Origin of the sequence: Amycolatopsis orientalis (assembly GCF_000943515.2) — a bacterium.
GTDB lineage: Bacteria > Actinomycetota > Actinomycetes > Mycobacteriales > Pseudonocardiaceae > Amycolatopsis > Amycolatopsis orientalis.
In genome coordinates, this window is the sequence record NZ_CP016174.1 from 5,443,620 (window position 1) to 5,466,243 (window position 22,624).

Annotated in this window: 12 protein-coding genes and 2 tRNA genes; 6 read left to right on the top strand and 8 right to left on the bottom strand. The window is 70.8% G+C overall.

Annotation, left to right across the window (positions count from 1 at the left end; translation table 11 throughout):
- Positions 1-35 precede the first annotated feature (35 nt).
- From SD37_RS23820 to SD37_RS23830, 3 genes are read left to right on the top strand one after another with little or no spacing between them, the layout of a single operon-like run.
- A complete protein-coding gene (locus SD37_RS23820; protein ID WP_065912949.1) occupies positions 36-1,781 on the top strand; it encodes a fatty acyl-AMP ligase in 1,746 nt (581 codons plus the stop codon).
- A complete protein-coding gene (locus SD37_RS23825; RefSeq protein WP_044854823.1) occupies positions 1,778-5,977 on the top strand; it encodes a type I polyketide synthase in 4,200 nt (1,399 codons plus the stop codon). Before SD37_RS23820 ends, SD37_RS23825 begins: the two co-directional genes overlap by 4 nt.
- Entirely contained in the window at positions 5,974-7,467 is a 1,494-nt protein-coding gene (locus SD37_RS23830) for an MFS transporter (RefSeq protein WP_044854822.1), read from the top strand. Before SD37_RS23825 ends, SD37_RS23830 begins: the two co-directional genes overlap by 4 nt.
- Positions 7,468-7,500: 33 nt before the next feature.
- Here SD37_RS23830 and SD37_RS23835 read toward each other — a convergent pair.
- The 7 genes from SD37_RS23835 to SD37_RS23865 all read right to left on the bottom strand — a co-directional run bounded on the left by SD37_RS23835 (position 7,501) and on the right by SD37_RS23865 (position 16,546).
- Positions 7,501-7,575 (bottom strand) — tRNA-Val (locus SD37_RS23835).
- A gap of 35 nt (positions 7,576-7,610) precedes the next feature.
- A tRNA-Val gene (locus tag SD37_RS23840) sits at positions 7,611-7,685 on the bottom strand.
- A gap of 100 nt (positions 7,686-7,785) precedes the next feature.
- Positions 7,786-9,630: a serine/threonine-protein kinase gene (locus SD37_RS23845; protein WP_044854821.1), complete on the bottom strand. Its 1,845-nt coding sequence runs from the start codon at positions 9,628-9,630 to the stop codon at positions 7,786-7,788.
- A 173-nt stretch (positions 9,631-9,803) separates the two neighbouring features.
- Positions 9,804-11,681, bottom strand: coding sequence for a serine/threonine-protein kinase (locus tag SD37_RS23850; protein WP_044854820.1), 1,878 nt, complete (start codon positions 11,679-11,681; stop codon positions 9,804-9,806).
- A 46-nt stretch (positions 11,682-11,727) separates the two neighbouring features.
- Positions 11,728-13,974 carry a heavy metal translocating P-type ATPase gene (locus SD37_RS23855; protein WP_044854819.1) on the bottom strand — a complete coding sequence of 749 codons (2,247 nt, stop codon included), beginning with the start codon at positions 13,972-13,974 and terminating at the stop codon, positions 11,728-11,730.
- A gap of 147 nt (positions 13,975-14,121) precedes the next feature.
- Positions 14,122-15,243 carry a DUF6801 domain-containing protein gene (locus tag SD37_RS23860; RefSeq protein WP_044854818.1) on the bottom strand — a complete coding sequence of 374 codons (1,122 nt, stop codon included), beginning with the start codon at positions 15,241-15,243 and terminating at the stop codon, positions 14,122-14,124.
- Positions 15,244-15,316: 73 nt separating this feature from the next.
- Positions 15,317-16,546 carry a DUF6801 domain-containing protein gene (locus SD37_RS23865; RefSeq protein WP_044854817.1) on the bottom strand — a complete coding sequence of 410 codons (1,230 nt, stop codon included), beginning with the start codon at positions 16,544-16,546 and terminating at the stop codon, positions 15,317-15,319.
- A 497-nt stretch (positions 16,547-17,043) separates the two neighbouring features.
- Here SD37_RS23865 and SD37_RS23870 point away from each other — a divergent pair, with 497 nt between their 5' ends.
- Together SD37_RS23870 and SD37_RS23875 are read left to right on the top strand one after the other, a co-directional pair.
- Positions 17,044-17,616 carry a hypothetical protein gene (locus SD37_RS23870; protein ID WP_065912950.1) on the top strand — a complete coding sequence of 191 codons (573 nt, stop codon included), beginning with the start codon at positions 17,044-17,046 and terminating at the stop codon, positions 17,614-17,616.
- A gap of 31 nt (positions 17,617-17,647) precedes the next feature.
- Positions 17,648-18,862 carry a lipase family protein gene (locus SD37_RS23875; RefSeq protein WP_065912951.1) on the top strand — a complete coding sequence of 405 codons (1,215 nt, stop codon included), beginning with the start codon at positions 17,648-17,650 and terminating at the stop codon, positions 18,860-18,862.
- 694 nt (positions 18,863-19,556) lie between these two features.
- On the opposite strand, the gene SD37_RS23880 is transcribed toward SD37_RS23875, so the two are convergent.
- Positions 19,557-20,753 carry a PucR family transcriptional regulator gene (locus SD37_RS23880; RefSeq protein ID WP_044854814.1) on the bottom strand — a complete coding sequence of 399 codons (1,197 nt, stop codon included), beginning with the start codon at positions 20,751-20,753 and terminating at the stop codon, positions 19,557-19,559.
- Positions 20,754-21,067: 314 nt separating this feature from the next.
- On the opposite strand from SD37_RS23880, the gene SD37_RS23885 reads away from it, so the two are divergent.
- Entirely contained in the window at positions 21,068-22,288 is a 1,221-nt protein-coding gene (locus SD37_RS23885; RefSeq protein WP_145926713.1) for a PucR family transcriptional regulator, read from the top strand.
- Positions 22,289-22,624 lie beyond the last annotated feature (336 nt).

Here is a 22,624-nt window from a genome sequence, read left to right on the forward strand (position 1 = left end):
CCCCGCTGTACCCCGCCGAACCCCGAGGAGACGCCATGTCCCTGGCCCCCGAAACCCTGCCCGCCACGGCCGGCCCCACCCTCACCGCCTGCCTTCGGCATTGGGCGGACGTCGCGGGCGACCGGCCCGCGGTGACCTTCGCCGATTTCGCGGTCGACCGCGCCGGTCTGCGGCGGACCCTGAGCTGGCGGCGACTCCGCGAGCGGGTCGACGCCGTCGCCGCCGCGCTCCCCGTCCGGCCCGGCGACCGGGTGGCCGTGCTGTGCCCGCAGAGCGCCGACTACGTCGTCGGTTTCCTCGGCGCGATCACCGCTGGCGCGATCGCCGTCCCGCTGTTCGACCCCGGACTGCCCGGCCACGCCGGACGGCTCGCCGCCGTGCTCACCGACTGCTCGCCCACCGCCGTCGTCACCACGGCCGCGGCCGAGGACTCGGTCCGGGAGTTCCTGGCCGGCCTTCCCGGCGGCGAGCGCGTCGCCGTCGTCGCGACCGACCAGCCCGCCAAAGGACCGGCCCGCGCGTGGCCCGCCCCGGACGCGGCGCCCGACGACGTGGCGTACCTGCAGTACACCTCCGGTTCGACCCGCAGCCCGGCCGGTGTGGTGCTGACCCACGCCAACGTGCTGGCCAACGTCCGCCAGGCGGTGCAGGGTCTCGGCATCGACCCGGCGGCCGGGACCACGGTGTCGTGGCTGCCGCTCTTCCACGACATGGGTCTCGTCCTCGGCCTGATCACGCCGCTGGCGATGGGCATGCGGTCGGTGCTGATGGATCCGCTGGCCTTCATCGAACGGCCGGTGCGCTGGCTGGAGTTGCTGAGCGACCACAACGGAAGCTGGAGCGCCGCGCCGAACTTCGCGTTCCACTACTCCGCGAGCCGGGTCCGCGAAGAGGACCGCCCCCGGCTCCGGCTGGACCGTGTGGCGGCGATCGTCAACGGCGCCGAGCCGATCAACCCCGACGTACTCGACCGGTTCCACGCCGCCTTCGCCGATTCCGGCTACCGGCCGGAGAAGACGCGCCCGGCGTACGGGCTGGCCGAGGCGACCGTCTTCGTCACCACCGGTCCCGGCGTTCCCCCTCGGGTCACCACCTTCGACCGTGCCGCCCTCGGAGCGGGCGTCGCGACGCCGTCGGACGAGGGCCTCAAGCTGGTCGCCTGCGGTGTCCCCGTCGGCCAGCACGTGGCGCTGGTCGACCCGGAGACCGGGGTCGCGCTGGCAGACGGCTCGGTCGGCGAGATCTGGGTCCACGGGCCCAACGTCGGCACCGGCTACTGGCAGAAACCCTTGGAAAGCACAGAAACCTTCGGCGCCCGGCTGACCGGTGACCACAGTGGACTCCCGGAAGGGCCTTGGCTGCGCACCGGGGATCTCGGCGTCCGCCACGACGGCGAGATCTACATCGCCGGACGGATCAAGGACCTGCTGATCGTCGACGGCCGCAACCACTACCCGCAGGACGTCGAAGCGACGGCGGCTTCGGCCGACCACGACATCCGTCCGGGCAGCGTCGCCGCTTTCGCCGTCGAGGGGACCGACACCGAAGCCGCCGTCATCGTCGCCGAGCACCGCGGCCACAGCGCACTGACCACGGAGGACGAACGCGCCCTCGCCGCGTCGATCCGGCGGCTCGTATCCGACGCGCACGGCCTCTCCCTGCGCGACGTCGTCCTCGTTCCGGCGGGCCTGGTCCCGCGGACCTCCAGCGGCAAGATCGCGCGAAGCGCCTGCCGCGACCACTACCTCGCCGGAGACTACGGAAAGGCACTGGTGCGATGAGAAACCCGTCGTTCGACACCCCCGCACTGCGCCGCTGGCTGCTCGACACCGTCGCCGAGCACACCGGCGTGGACTCCGCCCGCCTCGAACCCGACCGTCCGCTCAGCGACTACGGCCTGTCCTCCCGCCAGGCCGTCGGCATCGCCGCGGATCTCGAAGACCTGCTCGGCGTCCCGCTTCCGGCCACGCTGCTGTGGGAGAGCCCGACCATCGACCACCTCGCCCGGTCCCTCACCGGCGGTGCCGAACCGGAGCCGGAGGCGACCGGTACCGATCGCCGCCGGACCGATCCGATCGCCGTCGTCGGCCTCGGCTGCCGGTGGCCGGGGGCGGACGGCCTGGACGCGTTCTGGGAGCTGCTGCGGAGCGGACGGGACGCCGTCCGGACCGCGCCGCCGGGCCGGTGGACCGCCGACGCCGCACCGGTGGTCGGCGGCTTCCTCGACGACGTCGCCGGTTTCGACGCCGACCACTTCGGCATCACCCCGCGCGAAGCGTCCACAATGGACCCGCAGCAGCGGATGCTCCTGGAGGTCACCTGGGCGGCGCTGGAACACGCCGGGATCGCCCCGGTCTCGCTGCGCGGCAGCCGGACCGGCGTGTTCACCGGCATCTCGACCCACGACTACGGGCATCTCACGATGTCCGGCGGTGACGTGGATCTGTGGACCGCCACCGGCGCCGCCGGGAGCATCTCGGCCAACCGGCTGTCCTACATCTACGATCTGCGCGGGCCGAGCATGGCGGTGGACACCGCCTGCTCGTCGTCGCTGGTCGCGGTGCACCACGCCGTGCGCGCGCTGCGCGACGGCGAAGCGGATCTGGCCCTGGCCGCCGGGGTGAACCTCATGCTGCTGCCCGGGCCCACGGCCGCGTTCGCCGCGGCGGGCCTGCTCGCCGGCGACGGCCGCTGCAAGACGTTCGCCGCGGACGCCGACGGCATCGCGCGTGCCGAAGGCTGCGGCGTCGTCGTGCTCAAACGGCTGGCGGACGCCGAATACGACGGCGACCGGGTGCTGGCGGTGATCCGCTCCACCGCGGTCAACTCCGACGGCCGGTCGCAGGGCCTCGCCGCGCCGAACCCCGTCGCCCAGCAGGACATGTTGCGCACTGCCTACCACGGCGCCCGCCTCGATCCGTCCACTGTGGACTACGTCGAGGCGCACGGCACCGGCACCCTGCTCGGCGACCCGATCGAGGCCCGCTCGCTCGGCGCCGTGCTCGGCAAGGACCGGCGGCCCGACGCTCCCCTGCTGATCGGTTCGGTGAAGACGAACATCGCGCACGCGGAGGCGGCAGCCGGGATCGCCGGGCTGATCAAGGTCGTACTCGCCATGACCCATGACGAACTGCCGCCCCAGCTGCACTTCACCGCGCCCAACCCGCATATCCCGTTCGACGAGCTCCGCCTGAAGGTGGTGACCGAACCGACGCCTTGGCCACGCCGGTCCGGCCGGGCCACGGCGGGGGTGTCCGCGTTCGGGTTCGGCGGGACCAACGCGCACGTCGTGCTCGAACAGGCACCGGATCTGGAACCGGCCCCGGAACGCGCGGACGTCCGGATCGGGCTGCTGTCCGCGCGGACCCGCGACCGGCTCACCGAACGGGCGACTCAACTGGCGAACTGGCTGGAATCCGCGGCCACGCCGTCGCAGTCCCTCGCCGACGTCACCCACACCCTGTTCCGGCGCGACAACGGCGGGCCGCACCGCGCCGCCGTCGTCGCCGGGGACACCGCGGAACTGGCGGTCCTGCTGCGCGCCGTCGGAACCGGAGCGGATCCGCTCCCGGCGGGCGCGGTCACCGGCACCACCCTGTCCACCGGCGGACCGGTGTTCGTGTTCTCCGGCCACGGCTCCCAGTGGCCGGGGATGGGCCGCGGGCTGCTGGCCGCCGAGCCCGCGTTCGCCGCGCAGGTCGACAAACTCCACGACCTGTTCACCGAACACACCGGCCGGTCGCTGCGTTCCCTGCTCACCACCGCGGATCCCTTGTCCCTGCCCGAAACCCAGGCGGCCATCTTCGGGACACAGGTCGCGCTGGCCGCGCAGTGGGAGGCACTCGGCGTCCGGCCGTCCGCGGTCATCGGGCATTCGCTGGGTTCGGCGGCCGCCGCGGTGGTGAGCGGTGTGCTCACCGCTGACGAAGCCGTCCACCTGGTCGCGACGCGTGCCCGGCTGCTGGGCACCATCGGCCCGGGCGGCGCGATGGCGGCGGTGGAACTGGCGCCGGAGGAACTCGAGCTGTACCCGGACATCGAACTCGCCGTCGAATCCGCGCCGGGCCAGCTGACCGTCGCCGGGGACGCCACCGTCCTCGACCTGCTCGTCGCGGAGCTGGAGGCCGCCGGGCTGACCGCGCGCCGCCTGCCGGTCGAGGTCGCCGGGCACTCCGTCCGGGTCGACCCCGTCCTGCCCGCCCTCCGGGAGGCGCTCGTCGAACTGGGCGGCCGCCGCCCGACGGTCCCCTGGTACGACACGGTGCTGACCGATCCCCGCGAGCTGCCGGACTTCGACGCCGGATACTGGGCCGCGCACCTGCGCCGTCCGGTGCGGTTCCGGCAGGCCGTGGCGGCCGCGGCCGCGGACGGGCATCGCCTCTTCCTCGAGGTCTCACCCCATCCGATCCTGCGGGGTTCGGTGGCGCGGACACTCGAAGCCGAGGGAATCCACGACGCCGTCGTCACCGGGACGCTGCGCCGGGGCCAGGACGAGGTCCGCGCGCTGGGCGCCGCCGCGGCCGAACTCTATTGCGCGGGAACACGGATCACCCCCGCCGATCCGGACGACGGCGCCCGGCTGGCCGACGTCCCGCCGATGCCATGGCGGCACGAACGGCACTGGTACACCGCCGTCGAGGAACCGCCGTCGTTCGCGGCGCGGAAACCCGAGGCCGAACCCGTACCGAGCGGCGGCGACCGGCTGACCGAGATCGTCGCCGCCGTGATGGGGCTGCGGCCCGACCGGATCGACGTCGACGTCCCGCTCGTCGAACTCGGCCTCGATTCCCTGATGGCGAACCGGATCCGGGAGGCCGTCCGCCGCGAGTTCGGCACCGAGCCCGACGCGGCGGGCGTGCTCCGGGGCGCCACCCTCGCCGACCTCAGCCGGGATCTCGCGCCACGCGAAGACGAGGATCCGCGGCCGGCCCGTGGCCGGGCCTGGGACGCGGCGGACCGCCTGGTGCTGCGGCTGTGGCAGGAGCACACCGGGGCCGACGCCGCCGGGACGCACGTCCGGCTGACCGAGACCGGCGGGCCGGACCGGCTGGCCGAGCTGATCGCCGAAGGACTCAGCGCGGAACTCGACACTCCTGTCGACGCCGCCGAACTCCGCCGGCACGACTCGCTCGCGGCCATCGCAGACGTCGCCCGCGCCGTCCTCGACACGCGAGAGGAAAAGGGACCGGTGCACGTCCTCGCGCCAGGTGAGGCCGGGGTCGCGCCGCTGCTGCTGTTCCATCCCGGCGGCAGCACCTGCACCGTCTACCGGCCGCTGCTCGATCGGCTGCCCGCCGCGGTGCCATGCGTCGGGTTCGAGCGCGTTCCCGGCATCAGCATCGAAGACCGCGTCGAGCATCTGCTGCCGTTGGTGCGGGCCCAGGGTCGCGGCCGGCCGTACCGGCTGGCCGGCTGGTCGTTCGGCGGGGCGCTGGCCTACGGCGTCGCCGCGCGGCTCGCCGAAGAAGGTGAGGAGGTCGAGTTCGTCGCGCTGATCGACACCATGCTCCCGCTCCCGGAGCCGGACCTCGATCCGCGGGCGTCGTCCGCCCGGCGGTTCCTGCGGTTCACCGGGTACGTCGAAGGGACCTATGGCCGGGAAGTCCAGCTCGGCCACGAGGAACTCGCGCCGCTGCCCGAGGAGGAGCAGATCGACCTGACCATGCGCCGGGTCGCCGAAGCGGGGCTGCTCAGTCCCGGGGTGCTCCGGCACCAGCGTCAGTCCTTTTTGGACACGCTGGCGGCCGAACGCGGGACGCCACGCCGCTACGACGGCCGCGTCGTGCTCTACCGGGCGATCGAGCAGTACGCCGCCGGGCTCGCGATGGAGCCGCGCTACTCCCGCACGGATCTCGCGGCGGGCTGGGCCGGGTTGTGCCCGGGACTGGAGATCGTCCCGGTCGAGGCCCATCACCTGTCGGTGGTCGACCCGCCCCATGTCGACGTCGTGGCGAGGCATCTGGCGGGCCTCCTGTGACCACGGCCCGGGCCGAGCCGGCGGTCCGCGCCTGGCCGCTGCTGGCGGTGCTCGGCGCCGGGCTCTTCCTGGTGGCGGTGGACGCGACGGTGCTGCACGTCGCGCTGCCCGACCTCGTCCGCCAGTTACGGCCGGGTGCGGCGGCACAGGTGTGGATCGTGGCGATCTACCCGCTGACCGCCGCACCCCTGCTCCTGCCGTTCGGCACCCTCGGCGACCGGTACGGACGGCGGCGGGTGCTGGTCACGGGATACGTCGTGTTCGGGATCGCGTCGTTCGGCTGCGCGTTCGCGCCGAACGTCCCGGTGCTGCTCGCCTTCCGCGCGATGCTCGGGGCGGGCGGGGCGATGATCATGCCGGTGACGATGTCGCTGCTCCGGGAGCTCTTCCCGGAGCAGCGGCGGCGCCGGACGGCGATCGCGGTGTGCAGCGGTATCGCGGGCACCGGCTCGGTGTTCGGGCCGATCCTCGGCGGCGTGCTGGTCGAGACCTGGGGCTGGCGCGCCACTTTCCTCCTGAACCCGCCGGTGATCCTGGCGGCGGTGGTGCTGGCGTTGCGGTGGCTGCCCCGGAATCCACCGGGACGGCGGCCGTGGGACGCGCTCAGCGCGGGGCTCGCGGCGGGCGGGGTCCTCGGCATCGCGTTCGCCGTCGGGCAACCGGGTTCCTGGGTGACGGCGATCGCCTCCGCCACGGCCGGATGTGTCCTCATCGGACTGTTCCTGCGCCGTCAGCGCCGGACCGATCCGCCCTTGCTGGACCTGACGTTGTTTCGCCTGCCGGGCGTCCGGGCCGCGGTCGGCGGGGTGCTGCTGGTGATGAGCACACTGGTCGGGCTCGGCCTGCTGTTCGCGCAGTATCTGCAGGTGGTGCTCGGCCTCTCCCCCACCGCGGCGGCGGCGCGGCTGCTCCTGGTGCTCGGCGCGTCGGCCGTCGGCAGCGTGGTGACCCCGTCGTTGCTGGGACGGTTCGGCAACGCCCGGGTCCGCACGGCCGGATTCGCCGTGACGGTGGTGGCGTTGCTGGTCCCGGCGGCGGGGCAGGCCGCGCTGACGTCGCCCGTACTGCTCGGCTGCGGGCTGACGGGATTGGGGCTGGGGATGGCGCTCGCCCTCACTTCGAGCACCGACACGCTGCTTTCGGCGACGTCGGCGGACCAGGCCGGAGGCGCCGCGGCGGTGGAGAAGACGGGCTACGAACTGGGCGCGGGTTTCGGCACGACGGTGTTCGGTTCCCTGGCGGCCGCCGTGTACGCGGGGCGGCTGGCGGTGCCGGCCGCTGTCCCGGAACCGGTGCGGCGACTCGCTTTGTCAGGACCCGCACAGGCGGAGACGGCCGCATCGGGTCTCCCGGCGCAGTTGGCCGACGAACTGCTCGGCGCGGCACGAACCGCCTGCACTACGGGGCTTCAGGTATCCGCGGGCGTCGCCGCCGGACTGTTCTTGCTGGCCGCGGTCTGGTCTTGGGTCGTGAGTGTTAATGACGGTTAGAACCGTCATTAACACTCACGAGACCAGAAGCGATGGTGGGCGATACTGGGATCGAACCAGTGACCTCTTCGGTGTGAACGAAGCGCTCTCCCCCTGAGCTAATCGCCCGTGGTACGAACTCCGGTCCGCTGGGGAAGCGAACCTGGTGCGCGATACTGGGATTGAACCAGTGACCTCTTCCGTGTCAGGGAAGCGCTCTCCCGCTGAGCTAAACGCGCGTGTGCTGTTGTTCGTACTGGAGACAGCTTAGCGGACCCCGTTTCCGGGCCCGCACAGGGGATCCCCTTTCTCGATCGAACCGCGGGCGAGCAGGCGGGTTCAGGGCTTCGGGAGCTTCGGCACGATCGAGGCGGCGATCTCCTTCGTCCGGTCGCAGGGGCTTCCGCTCCCCTCCTTGGCGCTCAGCCGGACGGCGACGTGTTCGGCCTCACGCTCCGGCAGTGGGCGGTGCTGCCAGGTCACGGTGCAGTTCGTGCCCCCGAACTCCCGGATGTCACCGGTGACGCCGTTGCCGAGGTCGATCGGGGAGCCCTCGGGCGCGTAGGCTCCCCGACTCAGCTCGACGGTCAGTCTCTCGCCACCGCCCTGCCACTCGCAGATACGCAACGTCTGCGGAGCGACTTGGGCGTTCGGCAGGTTCTTGGCGACGACGGCCGTGTCGGGGACGGCGCACGGGTCGAACGGCAGCAGGCTCGGCGGGTCGCTCGCGCGGTCGACCTCGTGCGTGCGCAGCCGGGTGACAACGGCGGTCAGCATGTCGTCGGCGGCCTTGCAGGGGTCGCCGTCCTTTTCCGGATGTGAGATGAAGACACCGAGCCGCCGCTCGGCCGGAAGCTGGATGACCGAATCGCAGCCGCCGCTGATCGTGCTGCGCAGCAACGGAAGCCCGTCGGCGGTCCGGTTCGTCCGCTCGGCACCGCTGGTGCTCATGCCTTCGCCGAGCCGGAGCTCGAAGGTCGCGCCGTTGAGGCCGGCGTACTTGCAGCGGGCGGGATAGAACGAATACGTGTCCGGTGTCAGGGTGCCGAACTCCTGCACGAACCGGCCGGCGAGGACCTTGCACGGGTCCACCAGGCGCAGACGTTCCGGGCTCAAGGCCTCGGACACCGACAGCGAGGTCACGCCCGGTTCCTCGGGTTTGGCGTATTCGGCGACGCTGAGACCGAGTGCGACGATCCCGCTGACCATGAGCAGGACGACCGCGGCGAGCGCGCCGAACAGGATCTTCTTGGTCCGCGGGGCCATCTTCTTCGGTGGCGGCCGCCAGATCGGCAACGGCAGCGCCAGCACCGAGCGCACTTCGGCGTCCTGCTGCTGGATCCGGGCGTGCACGGACGGCGGCCAGGGAGCCGCGATGGGCGGCACCGGCCCGAGGTACTCCAGGATCTGGTCCGGGGTCGGGCGACGCGCCGGATCCTTGGCGAGGCACGGTTCGGCGAGCCGCCGGATCTCGTCCGGGACCCCGGTGAGATCCGGGGTCGCGTGCACGACGTTATACAGCGTTTGGGGTGCGGTCGGGCCGGTGAACGGACCGCGGCCGGTCGCCGCCATCACCAGGATCGCGCCGAGGGAGAACACGTCGCTCGCGCCGGTGACCTGCCCGCTTCCCGCCTGTTCCGGGGACATGAACGCGGGCGACCCGATGATCGCGCCCGTCCCGGTGAGGTCCTGTGCCTCCTCGGCCACCCGCGCGATGCCGAAGTCGATCACCCTGGGCCCGTCACTGGTGAGGATGATGTTGCTGGGCTTGAGATCCCGGTGGATCAACCCGGCACGGTGGATCTCGGTCAGCGCGGCGGCGAGCCCGGACGCCAGCAGGCGCACCGATCCGGCGGGCAGCGGCCCGGCGGCGTCCACCGCTTCCTTCAGCGACGGCCCGGTGACGAAGACCGAGGCGAGCCACGGGGTTTCCGCTTCCGCGTCGGCGTCCATGACCGCGGCGGTGTAGGCACCGGACACCAGGCGGGAGGTGGCGACCTCGCGCCGGAACCGTTCACGGAAGCGGGGATCGTGCGCGAATTGGGCGTGCAGCTGCTTGACCGCGACGAGCCTGCCGTCCGGCGCGAGGCCCAGCACGACGCGGCCCATGCCGCCCTCGCCGAGCTCGGCGATGATCCGGTACGGGCCGATCTGCCGGGGTTCGCCGGGATTCAACGGTTTCACTGAGCTGTTCGTCCTTGGTCGGGTCGGTCGTGAGTGGTGACGGTTCTGACGAGCCGTCCGTGAAGGCCTCCTTGAGGGACCCTGAGTCCCTCAAGGAGGCCTTCACGGACAGCCGCCAACGAACACCCCCGGCAGGTACCTGAAACAACCTTGCTTCTGACCGTCATCACCACTCACGAGCGCGGGAGTCTCGGCAGCAGCGCCCCGGCGAAGTTCTTCGCCTTCTCGCAGGCCAGTTCGGCGTTCTTCTCCGCGCCGCTGGTGCCGACGGTCAGCTCGACGTTCTCCCCGACCTGGTCACTGACCGGCAGATGCAGCCAGATCAGCGAGCAGGTGGAGCGAGCGGGGCCATCGTCCGACCTCGCCAGATACACCTTGGTACCGCCGAGATCCAGGGTGGCGGTGGCCGCGTAAGACGAGTACGTCGCCTCCGTCGGCGGGGCTCCCCGCCCGAAGCTCAACCGGACACTGCCCGTCGCGTCGTACCGGCATTCGTGCAGATGCTCGCGGATCGTCTCCACCACCGGGCCGATGAGCCGGTCCACGGTCGCGGGGCCGACCAGCGCGCACGGGTCCAGCGGCGCCAGCGTGCCTGCCGGAAGCGCGCGATCGTGACCGCCGGCCCGGATCCGCTTGACCGCGTCGGCGAGGGCCGCCTTGACCACCGAGCAAGCCTCGTCCTTTGTGGACAAGGAGCCCACGTGGGCGGTGAGAGTGGTGTGCAACAGCCCGGTGACGGGGACCGCCACCTCACACGAGCCGCCTGCCCCCTTGACGGCCAAAGGAAGCCCCTCCAGTTCGCCGCCCGCTTCGGCTTGGAAGAGGTCGCCGGCGATCCGCAGGTCCAGCCACTTGCCCGCGGACGAGGAATACGTGCACCAATCGAACTGGGTACCGTTCTTCGTGCTCAGCTTGCCGAAGCCGGGCACGTCGCGGCCTTCGAGCACCTTGCACAGGTCCACCTTGCGCAGGTTGTCGGGGCCGAGCGGATCCGGGTTGACCGGGGTGGCGATCGGTTCGTCCGGCGGCGGGGACGCGCTCGGCGCCGCGACGGCGGGAGGCGGATCGTCCTTGCTCAGGGAGACGGCCGTGATCGTGCCACCGGCCAGCAGCACGACGGCGGCCGCGGCGATCCCCGCGTAGAGGCCGCGGCGGGACCGTTTCGGCGGGTTGAGCAGCCGCCCGACCTCGGCCTGCTGCTTGTCGATGAGGTGCCGCACGACCGGCGGCCAGGGACTGGTCATCGGCGGGATCGGGCCAAGGCGCTCCAGCACCCAGGCCGGGGGCGGCCGGTCCGCCGGGTTCTTCGCCAGACACGGCTCGGCGATCTGCCGGAGTTCCGGCGCCAGTGGACGCAGATCGGGCTGGACGTGCACGACGTTGTAGAGGGTGTGCGGTGTGGACGTTCCGGTGAACGGGTTCGACCCGGTCGCGGCCATCACCAGGAGCGCGCCGAAGGAGAACATGTCGCTCGCCGGGGTCAGCGGCTTGCCCTCGGCCTGCTCCGGCGACATGAACCCGGGCGAGCCGATGACCGCCCCGGTGTGCGTGAGTTCGGAGTCGCCTTCGACGGCGCGGGCGATCCCGAAGTCGATCACCCGGGGGCCGTCACCGGTCAGGATGACGTTGCTCGGCTTCAGGTCCCGGTGGATCAGCCCGGCGCGGTGGATATCGCCCAGCGCCAGCGCGAGCCCCGCGGCGAGATGCCGGACCGCGATCGGCGGCAGCGGCCCGCCGGCGGCGACGGCCTCGGACAGCGACGGTCCCGGGACGAACACCGAGGCCAGCCACGGGGTCGGCGCGTTCGGATCGGCGTCCATGACCGGAGCGGTGTACGCGCCGGACACCAAGCGCGAAGTGTCGACCTCGCGCCGGAACCGCTCGCGGAAGCCGGGATCGTGCGCGAAGCCCGGGTGGACCTGCTTGATCGCGACCAGGCGGCCGTCGGAGGAGATCCCGAGCAGCACCCGGCCCATCCCGCCTTCGCCGAGCGTGGCGAACACCCGGTAGCGCCCCACGCCGGTGGGTTCGCCGGTGTTCAACGGCTTCACGAAGGCCCCCTTGTCCGGGGCGATGGTACAAAACCACCCGGAAGTGTCACGCGGCGCGTCGGTCCGCCCGGCCGAAATCCTTGAGCCGGAGACTGTTGGACACGACGAGGACGGACGACAGCGACATCGCCGCCCCGGCGATCAACGGGTTCAGCAGGCCGAGCGCGGCCAGCGGGATCGCGGCGACGTTGTAGCCGAACGCCCAGGCCAGGTTCCCGCGGATGATCCGCAGGGTGCGATCGGCGAGCCGGATGGCGTCGGGGACCACGTGCAGGTCTTCGCGGACCAGCACGACGTCCGCCGAACGCAGCGCGATGTCACTGCCCTTGGCCATCGCCATCCCCAGATCCGCGGTGGCCAGCGCCGGGCCGTCGTTGATCCCGTCGCCGACCATCGCGACCCGCGCTCCCCCGGCCCGCAACGCGTCGATGACCTGGGCCTTCTCCGCGGGCAGGACCCCGGCGCGGACGTCGGTGACGCCGACCTCGTCCGCGACCGCGCGGGCGGCGGCTTCGTTGTCGCCGGTGAGCAGGACGGTCCGCAGGCCGAGCGCGTGCAGGGCGTCGACCGCGGCCCGCGCCGACGGCTTCACGACGTCCCGGATCACCAGGAACCCGGCGACACGGCCGTCCAGCGCGACGAGGATCGCCGTCGCGCCTTCGCCCTCGGCCGCGGCCAGTCCTTCCGCGACGTCGGCCGGGACAGGGATCCCCCGATCCGCCAGCAGCCGCGTGTTGCCGACGAGGACTTCGTGCCCGTCGACCTCGCCCCGTGCCCCGAGTCCGGGCAGCGCGCAGAAGCCGTCGACCGGCGGCAACCCAGGCAGCCCCGCACGCGCCGCCGTCACGACGGCGGTGGCGATGGCGTGTTCCGACCCGGCCTCCACGGCACCGGCGAACCGGAGCACTTCCGGCATGGTGAACCCGTCGGCCGGGCGGCAGTCGGTCACGGTCATCTTCCCGGTGGTGACGGTGCCGGTCTTGTCGAGGACCACGGTGTCCACCGAACGGCTCGCTTCGAGCGCGTCCGGCCCTTTGATCAGGATGCCCAGCTGGGCGCCGCGGCCGACACCCGCCATGAGCGCCGTCGGCGTGGCCAGGCCGAGCGCGCACGGGCAGGCGATGATGAGCACGGCGACGGCCGCCGCGAAACCGTCGCGAGCGGGTCCCCCGGTGGCCAGCCACCCCGCCAGGGTCAGCGCGGCCACCCCGAGCACGGCGGGGACGAACACCGCGCAGATCCGGTCGACCAGACGCTGCACGGCGGCCTTGCGGGCCTGCGCGCGTTCCGCCAGCGCCGTCATCTGGGCCAGCTGGGTATGCGCGCCGACGGCGGTCGCCCGGATCACCAGCCTGCCGTCCCGGTTCACCGAGGCCCCGATGACCCGGTCGCCCGCGCCGACCTCCGCGGGCACGGGTTCGCCGGTCACCGCGCTGACATCCACAGTGGACAGTCCACTGTCGACGACGCCGTCCGCGGCGATCGACTCACCCGGTTTCACCACGAAGAGGTCCCCGGCGGCCAGCTCGCCGATCGGGACCATCAGCTCGACCCCGTCACGCGAGACCCGGACGTCCTTGGCCGCCAACGCGTCCAGTGCCGCCAGCAGTCCGGCCGCGCTGCGCCGGGACCGGCTTTCGAAGTAGCGGCCCGCCAGCAGGAAGGTGGTCACCCCGGCGGCGACGTCGAGGTAGATCGCGTCCGCTCCGGCCGCTGTCGGACCGAAGCCGATCCAGTATCCCGGTCCGGCGCCACCGGAGAACGCGGACCACGCCGACCAGGCGAACGAGGCGAGCACGCCGATCGACACCAGGGTGTCCATACTGGACGAACGGTGCCGGAGATTCCGCAGTGTGGCGCGGTGGAACGGCAGCGCGGACCAGAACACCACCGGAACGGCCAAGACCAGGCACAGCAGTTCCCAGCCGGGGAACCGCAGCCGCGGCACCAGCGCGAGGGTGATCGAGAGGTTCCCCAGCGGGATGGCCAGCAACGCGGCCACGACCAGCCGCCGCCGGAGATCGCGGACCCGCGCGAAGCCGGTGCCCGGATCCTCTTCTCCGCGGATTTCCGCCGTGTACCCGACTTTGCGGACCCGCTCGACGAGGACGTCGTCGGCCAGCTCGTCCGGGACCTGCACGGTGGCGCGCTCGGTCGCGTAGTTCACCGACGCGCGGACACCGTCGAGTTTGTTCAGTGTGCGTTCGACCCGTGCCGAACAGGCGGCGCAGGTCATCCCCGACACGGTCAGTTCCACCGTGCGGACGGCGGTCTCCGGCGCGGAAATCGTCATGGTGCGGCACTCCCAGGGATTCACCGATGGTTCCTTGGTGGTGGAACGGGTGTCCCGTGAGGTGTCGCGAGGCAGATTACCGCCGCCGGGAACCGGGCCCGCGTCCGGCCCGACTACTGCGATGGTGGTGAGAACAGGTGTGCCAGATCAGGCTTTACGGGGCGTCAGCACGAGATCGAACGTGTTGCCGTCGCCTTGGACGAACGTGCTCAGATACGGGGTGAACGCGCCGCAGCCGGTCAGCGGAGCCAACGTGTAGGTGCCGGTGAGCGCCCCGCCCGCCGCCATCGTGAAGCCGTCCCCGGTCCGCAGTTCCGCCGTCGACGGGCTCGACGTCCTGCACCCGGGTCCGCTGCTGACCGGCATGCCGAGCAGGGTGACGAGCGGGAGGACGGTGGTGAACCGGGGCCGCGCCACGAAACCGGTCCCGGTGAGATCGCCGCCCTGTGGTCCGTCGGCGACGAATTCGAGGTCGGCCGCGCCCGGCACGAAGCCGAACAGCCGGAAGTCTGTGTGGGTCCTGTCGAACACCGGGCCGCCGGCGAAGACCGTGGCCGCGGTGGGGCTCAGGTCGAATCCACCGGTCAGCGGCGCGGTGGTGCCCAGCGCCTTGAGGCCGGTCTTCCCGGCGACCGTGTAGTGGCGTCCCGCGGGGGTCCCACCGAGGTCGAAGGAGAGCAGGACCGGGTCCTGGCCGGGGTCGAGGGTGCAGTCCGAAGTGAACGAGCCGAGGCCGGTGAAGGAGCCGTCGGCCTTCTTCGGGGTCAGGCGGGTGGTGAAGTCGCCGACGGTCAGGGTGGTCTTGCCCGGCTTCGCCAAGGTCACCGTGGGCACGGATCCGGTCGCCACCGGGCTGAACGAGCCCGCCGCCGGGATCTCGGTCTTCCCGACGTTCAGCGGAATGCGTACCGGCAACGGGTTCGCGTCGCCGTTGACGAGCGTGACCTCCGCCGCCGCGGTGCCTTCGACGGTGGTGGCGCCGACGAGGTTGAGCCCGCGCGCCGCTTTGTCCGGCACGGTGACGGTGATCGTCAGCCCGGAGGTGGTGAGCGTGCCGCCGGGCGCGGTCGGCACCTCGAAGTCGGCCTTGATCACCGCGTCGAGCTTCTGCAGCCCGATCAGCGGGAACGGGCAGGTGAACGACAGCTTCTTCGCCACCGGCGTGGCCGCCGCCGCGCCGCGGACCGCGACGAACAGCAGGCAGCAGGCGGTGAGCAGGACGATGAGGCCGGCCGCGAGCAGCATCCGGACGTTGATACGAAAGGGCATGGTCGCCTTCCTGGACGGCGCCGGTACGGCACCGGTCCCCGTCGCGGGAGGCGACGGGGACCGGCTGCCTTGACTACTTCTTGGCGAGGTTCAGATCGAGCGTGTTGCCGTCGCTCTTGGCGAACGCGCTGATCCAGTCGTTCAGCTGACCGCAGTTCTGCAGCGCGGACAGCGAGTAGGTGCCGGTCAGCTTCCCGCCCTTGAGCAGGTCGAAGTCCGGACCGGTGGTCATCTCGCTGGTGGACGGGCTGACCGTGCCGCACTTCGGGTCACTGCTGATGGGGATCCCGAAGATCTGCACGCTCGGCAGGAACACGTTGAACTTGATGTGCGCCTTGAACCCGGTGCCGACGAGCTCACCGGTCTGCTTGCCGACCTGTTCGACCTTGATGTCCGAGCCGCCCTGGATGAACCCGAACAGCTTGAAGTCGGTGTGCGACGGGTCGAGCTTGAGGTCGCCGGTGAACGTCTTCGAAGCCAGGTCGACGTCCGCGTCGAAGCCACCGCTGATCGGCGCGGTGCTGCCGAGCGACTTCAGCGCGGTCTGCCCCTTGATGCCGAAGGCGTACTTGAGCCCGCCGCCACCGGGGGTGGTGGTGACAGGCGGCGTCGTCGGCGTGGTCGGGGTCGTGGGGGTGGTGGTGGGCGTGGTCGGTGTGGTGGTCGGCGTGGTGGTGCCGCCGCCCTCACCGATCTTGATCGTGGCCAGGGTGTTGTTCTGACCCGGATCCTGCGTGCACGGCGCGTCGATCGTGCCGTCCGGCGTGATGCCGGTGACCGAACCGTCGGCCTTGCGCGGGGTGACCTTCAGCTGCAGGTCACCCACGGTGATCTTCGCTTCGCCGGGCTGGTTGAAGGTCAGCGAGGGGGTCCTGCCCGCCGCGTTGACCGTCATCTCGCCCGAGGTGGGGATGTTCGATTTGGCGATCTCGTTGGGGACCTTGACCGGCAGGTTGAGCCCGGGGGCCGCCACGTTCGCCGCTGCGACGGCCTGACCCTCCAGTGTGGTCGCACCGATCAGGTTCAGCCCGCTGACCGTGTCCGCGTTGATCGTGGAGACGGCCTTGATGTCGAACGTGCCGGTCGGCTGACCGGTCTTGACCGACAGCGGCAGATCGGTGTTGATCACCACCTTCAGCGACTGCGAACCCACGAGCGGGAACGTGCAGTGGTAGTTGAGCGGCAGTGAGATCGGATCGGCGACACTGGACTGCGCCCCGACCACGAGTACCGCGGTGGCAAGCCCCACGGCACCGGCAGCGGCGGCGGCGACCGCCTTCTTTGTTCCTCTACGGTGACTCACGATCGTCCTTCCGTGGTATCAACGATGATACGAAACGGCGCACAATTCCCCAGAGCAATAAATATCGGCCCGGGAGAATTCTCCGGGTAGCGACGATGTCTGACGGATCGCAACCGAACAGTAAACTAACGACGTGACAGGACCACTATCAAGGCCCCGCCCATAAAAGTCGACGGGTGGACGGTAAATTGTCACCCGGACACGGTGCCGGCATCCGGTTCCTAGTAGGAGCACACGGGTTTCCCCAGCACAGAGCCACTGGCGAGGCTCGGCGGAACCACTGACACCGGTGACAATCCGCCGGCGCGAAACTGTGTCCCGCGTGCCAATCGCGTCTTTCCCCGCTTCCATGGTGCACCGATCGGCTTGCCTGGCGGAATCTTTCGTGAGTAACCTCCCAGTTCAGCAAGCCGGTCGCCGTCGACCACAGCTGTTTTCCGCTGTCGACGGCCATCGGCCCCTCTTTCGCCGAATTCGACGGGGAAACCATGAAGAGAATGCGCCGCACGGCAGCGCGAATCGCGTTCGCCACCGTCTCCGTGACCGCCGCGGTGACCCTGCTGAGCGCCTGCGGGTCCGACGAACCCGCCGACGCCGGCCGTCACGCCGACCCCGCCGCGCTCGCCTGGGTGGACAAAGTGTGCTCCGGAGTCGCGACGGCGTCGGCGAAGCTGTCCCAGCCGCCCGCGTTCGCCCCCGCCGATCCACAGAAGACGAAGACCGCCATGGTGGGCTTCCTGAATTCGCTCTCCGCCGCCCTCGACGACATGGCGGGCGGGATCCGGAACGCCGGGGTGCCGCCGGTGCCGGAGGGACAGTCCGCGGTGGACAAGGCGACCACCACCCTCGGCGAGACCAAGTCGAAGGTGACGGACACCCTGACGAAGATGCAGGGCGCGCCGGTCACCGACCAGGCGAGCCTGCAAAAGGTGGTGGCCGACGCCGACACCACGATGAGTGGCTTGAGCGAGCCCGAGGGCCCGATCAAGCATCTGCGCGCAAACGCGGAACTGGACCTCGCCTTCACCGAATCCCCGACCTGTCGCCAGGTCTACGGCGGCAACGCCTGACATCCGTCCCGTGCTCTCTGGAGGCCCGGCCGTGCCGATCTCGTTCCCCCGTCCGACCCGCCGGACACTCGCCGCCGCGCTGGCGATCGTCCTGTCCGCCGGCGTGCTGACCGCGCTGGGCGGCGGTCCGGCGAACTCCGCCGTCCCGGCGGCGTCCGACGACTCGTTCTACCCCCCGCCGTCCCCGCTCCCGGCGGGCAAGCCGGGTGACATCATCCGCTCACGTGTCTCGAAAGCCGGGCCGCGTAAGGATTCCGTCAACGCGTGGCAGGTGATGTACCTGTCCACCAACGCCCTCGGGCAGCCGGACGCGGTGACCGGCACCGTGCTGGTGCCGAAGAACGCGGACCCGGCGAAGGCGCCGATCGTCTCGTTCGCCGCGGGCACGCACGGCCCGGCGTTCACCTGCACACCGTCGAAGATGATCGACATCGGCGCGTTCTACGAACAGTCCGGTCTCGACGACCTCCTCGACGCCGGGTACGCCGTCGCGCTCACCGACTACGAGGGCTACCGGCAGGATCCGAAGACGACCTACGTGGTCGGCCGGTCCGAAGGCCCGGCGGTGATCGATGTGGTCCGTGCCGCTCAGCGCCTGCCCGAGGCGAAGCTGTCCGCCGACGCCAAAGTGCTCTTCCGCGGCTATTCGCAGGGCGGCGGCGCGGCGGCCTGGGCCGGTGAACTGCATCCGACCTACGCGCCGGAACTGAACCTCGTCGGCGTCGCGGCGGGCGGTGTCCCCGCCGATCTGGTCCAGGTCACCCTGCAGCTCGACGGGAAGTTCGGCTTCGGTGTCTTCGCCTATGCCCTCGTCGGCCTGGACAACGCCTATCCCGAACTGAAGCTGGATTCGTTCCTCAGCGACAACGGGCGCGTGAAACTGGCGGAGATGCAGAAGAGCGCGTGCACGTTCGAACTGCTCACCACCTACGCGAACCACAAGATCGCCGACTACACGACCAGCGCGGGCTACGTCCGGCCGGAATGGGTCAAGCGGCTCACCGAGAACAAGCTGGGCGGCACCCCGATCAAGGTCCCGCTGTTCCTCTACCACGCCACCCAGGACCAGCTCGTGCAGTTCTCCCAGGCCGACGCGCTGCATAAGGCCTACTGCGCGGCCGGGGTCAAGGAAACGTGGAAGACCTACGAGACCGACCACATCACCGCGGTCTACACCGGCAACGCCGACGTGCTCGCGTTCGTCAAGGACCGGATCGCGGGTACTCCGGCGACGTCGAACTGCTGATCCCGCTGCCCTCTGGTCGTGAGTGGTAATGACGGTTAGAGGCGAGTAAGGCAACTTGGCGTGTCGCGTGCGCTATCGGCTCACGCCGCGGTCTGATGTGTCCAATGTGGCATTGGAGACGCTGAGCGTCCCCAATGCCACATTGGAGACATGCCCGGCTCCCGGAGTCTTCACCGAGGTGATCGGCAGCAGCGGCTTCGGGAGAACGCGGAGTTGGGGGTGTCGGTCACGACAACTTTGCCTTACCTCTCAAATATCGAGGGGTAAGGCAAATATGGCGTGCCCCGCCGCGGGACCGGACTGGCTGACGGAAGCCAGTCTCGACCCCAGGTGTCCACAAGAGACCCCTGTCCGGCCCCAGGTGTCCAATTTGAGTAGTTTGCGCGGTTTTGGGATGGGGTCGTGAGTGATAAAGAGCGTTAGAACGCTACTTATCACTCACGACCCCATCCTGAACCGTACTTCTAGGCATCGATCGGACACCGAGTCGCTGGTGACTATCCCTGGTGGACAGACATGGGACGCGCCCTGCCCCACGTGGGGCCCCTTGTCGATCGTCAAGGTAGCGAAGGCCTCCCTCGCTACCTTGAGGGTAAGCAAGGGGGCCTTCACAGCTGCGAGCCGATCGCGCCATGTTTGGCTTATCTCTCAATAGAACCGTCATTACCACTCACGAGGCCTCAGCGGCGGTGGGCTACAACTCGGCGGGGCGCAGGCGTTCGGCCCGTAGCGCGAGTTCGATCCGCAGCCGCTGGTCCGGGTCCTCCAGCCGCTCGCCGAACAACTCCGTGAGACGGCGCAGGCGTGCCCGCACCGTCTGCGGGTGCACGGCGAGCTGCCGGGCGATCTCGGGTGCGCTTCCCCGCGTCTGCACCTGGGTGAGCAGCGTCGCCGCCAGCTCCTCGTGTTGCCGCGGCGCCAGTCCCGACAACGGTTCCAGCGTCTCCCCGGCCAGCTGGTCCAGCAGGAACTCATCGGCGAGCAACAGCAACGTGGTGATGTGCTCCTCGCACCACAGCACCGGGCCGACCATCGTGATCATCCCCCGCTGGGCCAGTTCGGCCGCGCGGCGGGCGATCCGGAACGACTCGGCGGCCTGCGCGACCGGGACGGACACGCCGACCGTGGCCGTCCATCCGGCAGGCAGCTCGCGGAGGCCGCCGAGGTCGGCTTCGGGGCAGGCCACCAGCGCACCGGGCGCGTCCGAGACGAGATCCGCGGGTACCGCCGTCGGGAGCAGGCCCGCGGGGAACGGGGGCGCGCCGGGCGCGGCGGTGAAGACGACCGCGGTGATCCGGTGCGGGATCCGCCAGCCGATCGCGACGGCGAGCGCGCCGACATCGGCCTGGGCGTACCCGCCACCGCCGGTCAGCAGCCGGAACAGCCTTGCCCGCTGCTCCGCGGGTCCGGTGGCCTCGGCCTGTGCCGCGTTGTAGCCCTCGGTCAGCGCCATCGTCACTTCGACGACGTCGCCGAACAGGCATTCGGCCGCGCCGTAGAGGACATCGCCGGAGAGGTTCAGCCGACGGCCGGCCGCGGCGATCGACCGCCACAGCACCCGGCTCGAAACCCGGAACGCCGCCTGCGCGGCCTCCCGGCTGAGCCCTTGCTGGAACGCGATCCGGCCCTGGTCACGGAAGTCCGTCAAGAGGTCGTTCTGCAGCAGTTCGGGGACACCGACCCGGTCGATGGCGCGCTCGATACCGCGCCTGGTCAGCTCCACGGCCGCGGCACGGGCGTCGGCGTCGCTGAAAACCTCGGCGCATTCACCGATTTCGGCCATCACGCCTTCGACGCATTGCCGGGCGATCGCCGGGATCCACGGCCGGACCGCGTCACCGAGTTCCCTCGGCAGGCGCGCCCACAACGAACCAACGGGCTGCCAGCTCACGGATGCGTTCCCCCGCTCGGAAGTATGCCGACGATTCCGGGCACCCATTCCCTTTCGTCCGCGCGCCACCGGCGCACTCGAATGCACGGAGCGTAGAACCGGCGCCACATCCGTGTCAAAAGCCGTCGTGGCGAAACGTCCGTCCGTGGAGTCCGCGTGGAGTACCGCGACTTTCCGTCGCCAATTCAACGTCACATTCGCGGTACACGCCCTCGGCCGATCGAGTAGAAACACTCCCGGCGCCGTCCCGTCGATCCGGCGCGGCCGCGTAAAGGGATTCATGTTTCCCGTCACCCCGTTCGACGAAATCAAAGGTGGTCCTCGTGGTCGAGTACCGCAGTTTCCCCATGCTGGCGGCGCTGCCGCGTTCGCTCGGCGACGAACTGCGTCCGTATACCGGTCACGCCACGGCCGCGATGATCAAAGAGGTCCAGCGGTCCGTCGCCGCGTATTCCCAGCCGTTGCGCGGCGTCTTCGGCCGGGTCCTGGTCGTTTCCTGTGAGCGGGCGCTGCGGCACTACGTCGACTGCATCGGCGACGCGGACGTCCCGCACGACCGCTGGATCGACTTCTACCGCCTGCGCGGGCGGATCGAATTCACCGAAGGCCGCGGCCTGGAACCGTTGCACGACAGCGCGACGATCGGCGCACGGGCGGGCTGGCGCGCGATGCGGCCCATCGTGCGCGGGCTCGGCGTCGGGGCCGACGTCATCGCGCTCGCGGCGGAATCCGTCTTCGTCTACGTCGACGAACTGTGCGCGACGACGATCGAGGGCTACCAGGAGGCGGAAGCCCAGGCCGCGGGCGCGATCCCGCTCCGGCGCCGCCGTCTGCTCGAACTGATCGCGCAGGCACCGGAAGGGTCCGCGTGCAGTATCGCGAGCCTGGCGAAGGGGGCCGGGTGGCGGGTCCCGCGGATCGCGGCCATGGTCGCGCTCCAGCGCGCTCCGGGCGCCGGCGAATTCCCCGCCCATCTCCTGGCCGACGAAGTGCTGCGCGACCTCGACACCACCGAGCCGTACCTGCTCACCGCGGATCCCGACACCGATCTGGCGCCGCTGAAGGAGGCGATGGACGGCTGGCGCGCGGCGGTCTCCCCCGTGGTCCCGCTCGCCGACGCCCCGGCCGCCCTGCGCACCGCCCGCCGCGCACTACTGCTGACCAGCGAGGACGCGCCGGGTCCGATCGTCTGGTGCCGGGATCATCTCGCCACCCTGTGGCTGCTCGCCGAGGACTTCCTCGCCGCCGAACTGGCCAAGCGGAGTCTCGACCCGTTCTCGTCGCTGAGCGGGAAACAGCGGGAGCGGCTCAGTGAAACGCTCCTCGCCTGGCTGGAAACCCGCGGCGGGGCGCCGGAGATCGCGCAACGGCTGGGGGTGCATCCGCAGACCGTGCGGAACCGCCTGCGGCAACTGGAAGAACTGTTCGGCGACCGGCTCAAGGACGCCGACGACCGGCTGGGCATGCACCTCGCGCTGCGCGCCCAGCGGCTCATGCGCGCCCACCGCCGCGACGAAGACGCGCCAGGGCGCTGACCCGGCGGACCCGCCGTTCCGGTGGGCGCACGGTGGGAAGTACCCAGCGCAGGCCGCGGCGGGCGGGTTTCACCCTCGGCTGATCGATGTGGAAGTCCGCCCGGCAGGCCATCAGAGAACGGCCGCCGATCCGGCACGGTGCGTCGTCGCGGCCATGCGTTTCTCCCGTGGTGACGGGTGTTCACGGACGCTTTCCTGAATACCGGCACGGTCGGGAAATGTCGATGCGCGATTGTTCCGGTGTCCAGGTTTTGGCATCCGGCTCCGGGGTCGGCCCCGGCATTCTTGTCACCTCGGCCGCAATTGCCGGACGTGTCCGGCGACACGCTGACGAAC

What these genes read in the sequence shown, in the direction of transcription:
- SD37_RS23820 (WP_065912949.1), top strand. Translation starts at nt 36, where the DNA reads ATGTCCCTGGCCCCCGAAACCCTGCCCGCCACGGCCGGCCCCACCCTC.
- SD37_RS23825 (WP_044854823.1), top strand. Translation starts at nt 1,778, where the DNA reads ATGAGAAACCCGTCGTTCGACACCCCCGCACTGCGCCGCTGGCTGCTC.
- SD37_RS23855 (WP_044854819.1), bottom strand. Translation starts at nt 13,974, where the DNA reads ATGACGATTTCCGCGCCGGAGACCGCCGTCCGCACGGTGGAACTGACC.
- SD37_RS23860 (WP_044854818.1), bottom strand. Translation starts at nt 15,243, where the DNA reads ATGCCCTTTCGTATCAACGTCCGGATGCTGCTCGCGGCCGGCCTCATC.
- SD37_RS23870 (WP_065912950.1), top strand. Translation starts at nt 17,044, where the DNA reads ATGCGCCGCACGGCAGCGCGAATCGCGTTCGCCACCGTCTCCGTGACC.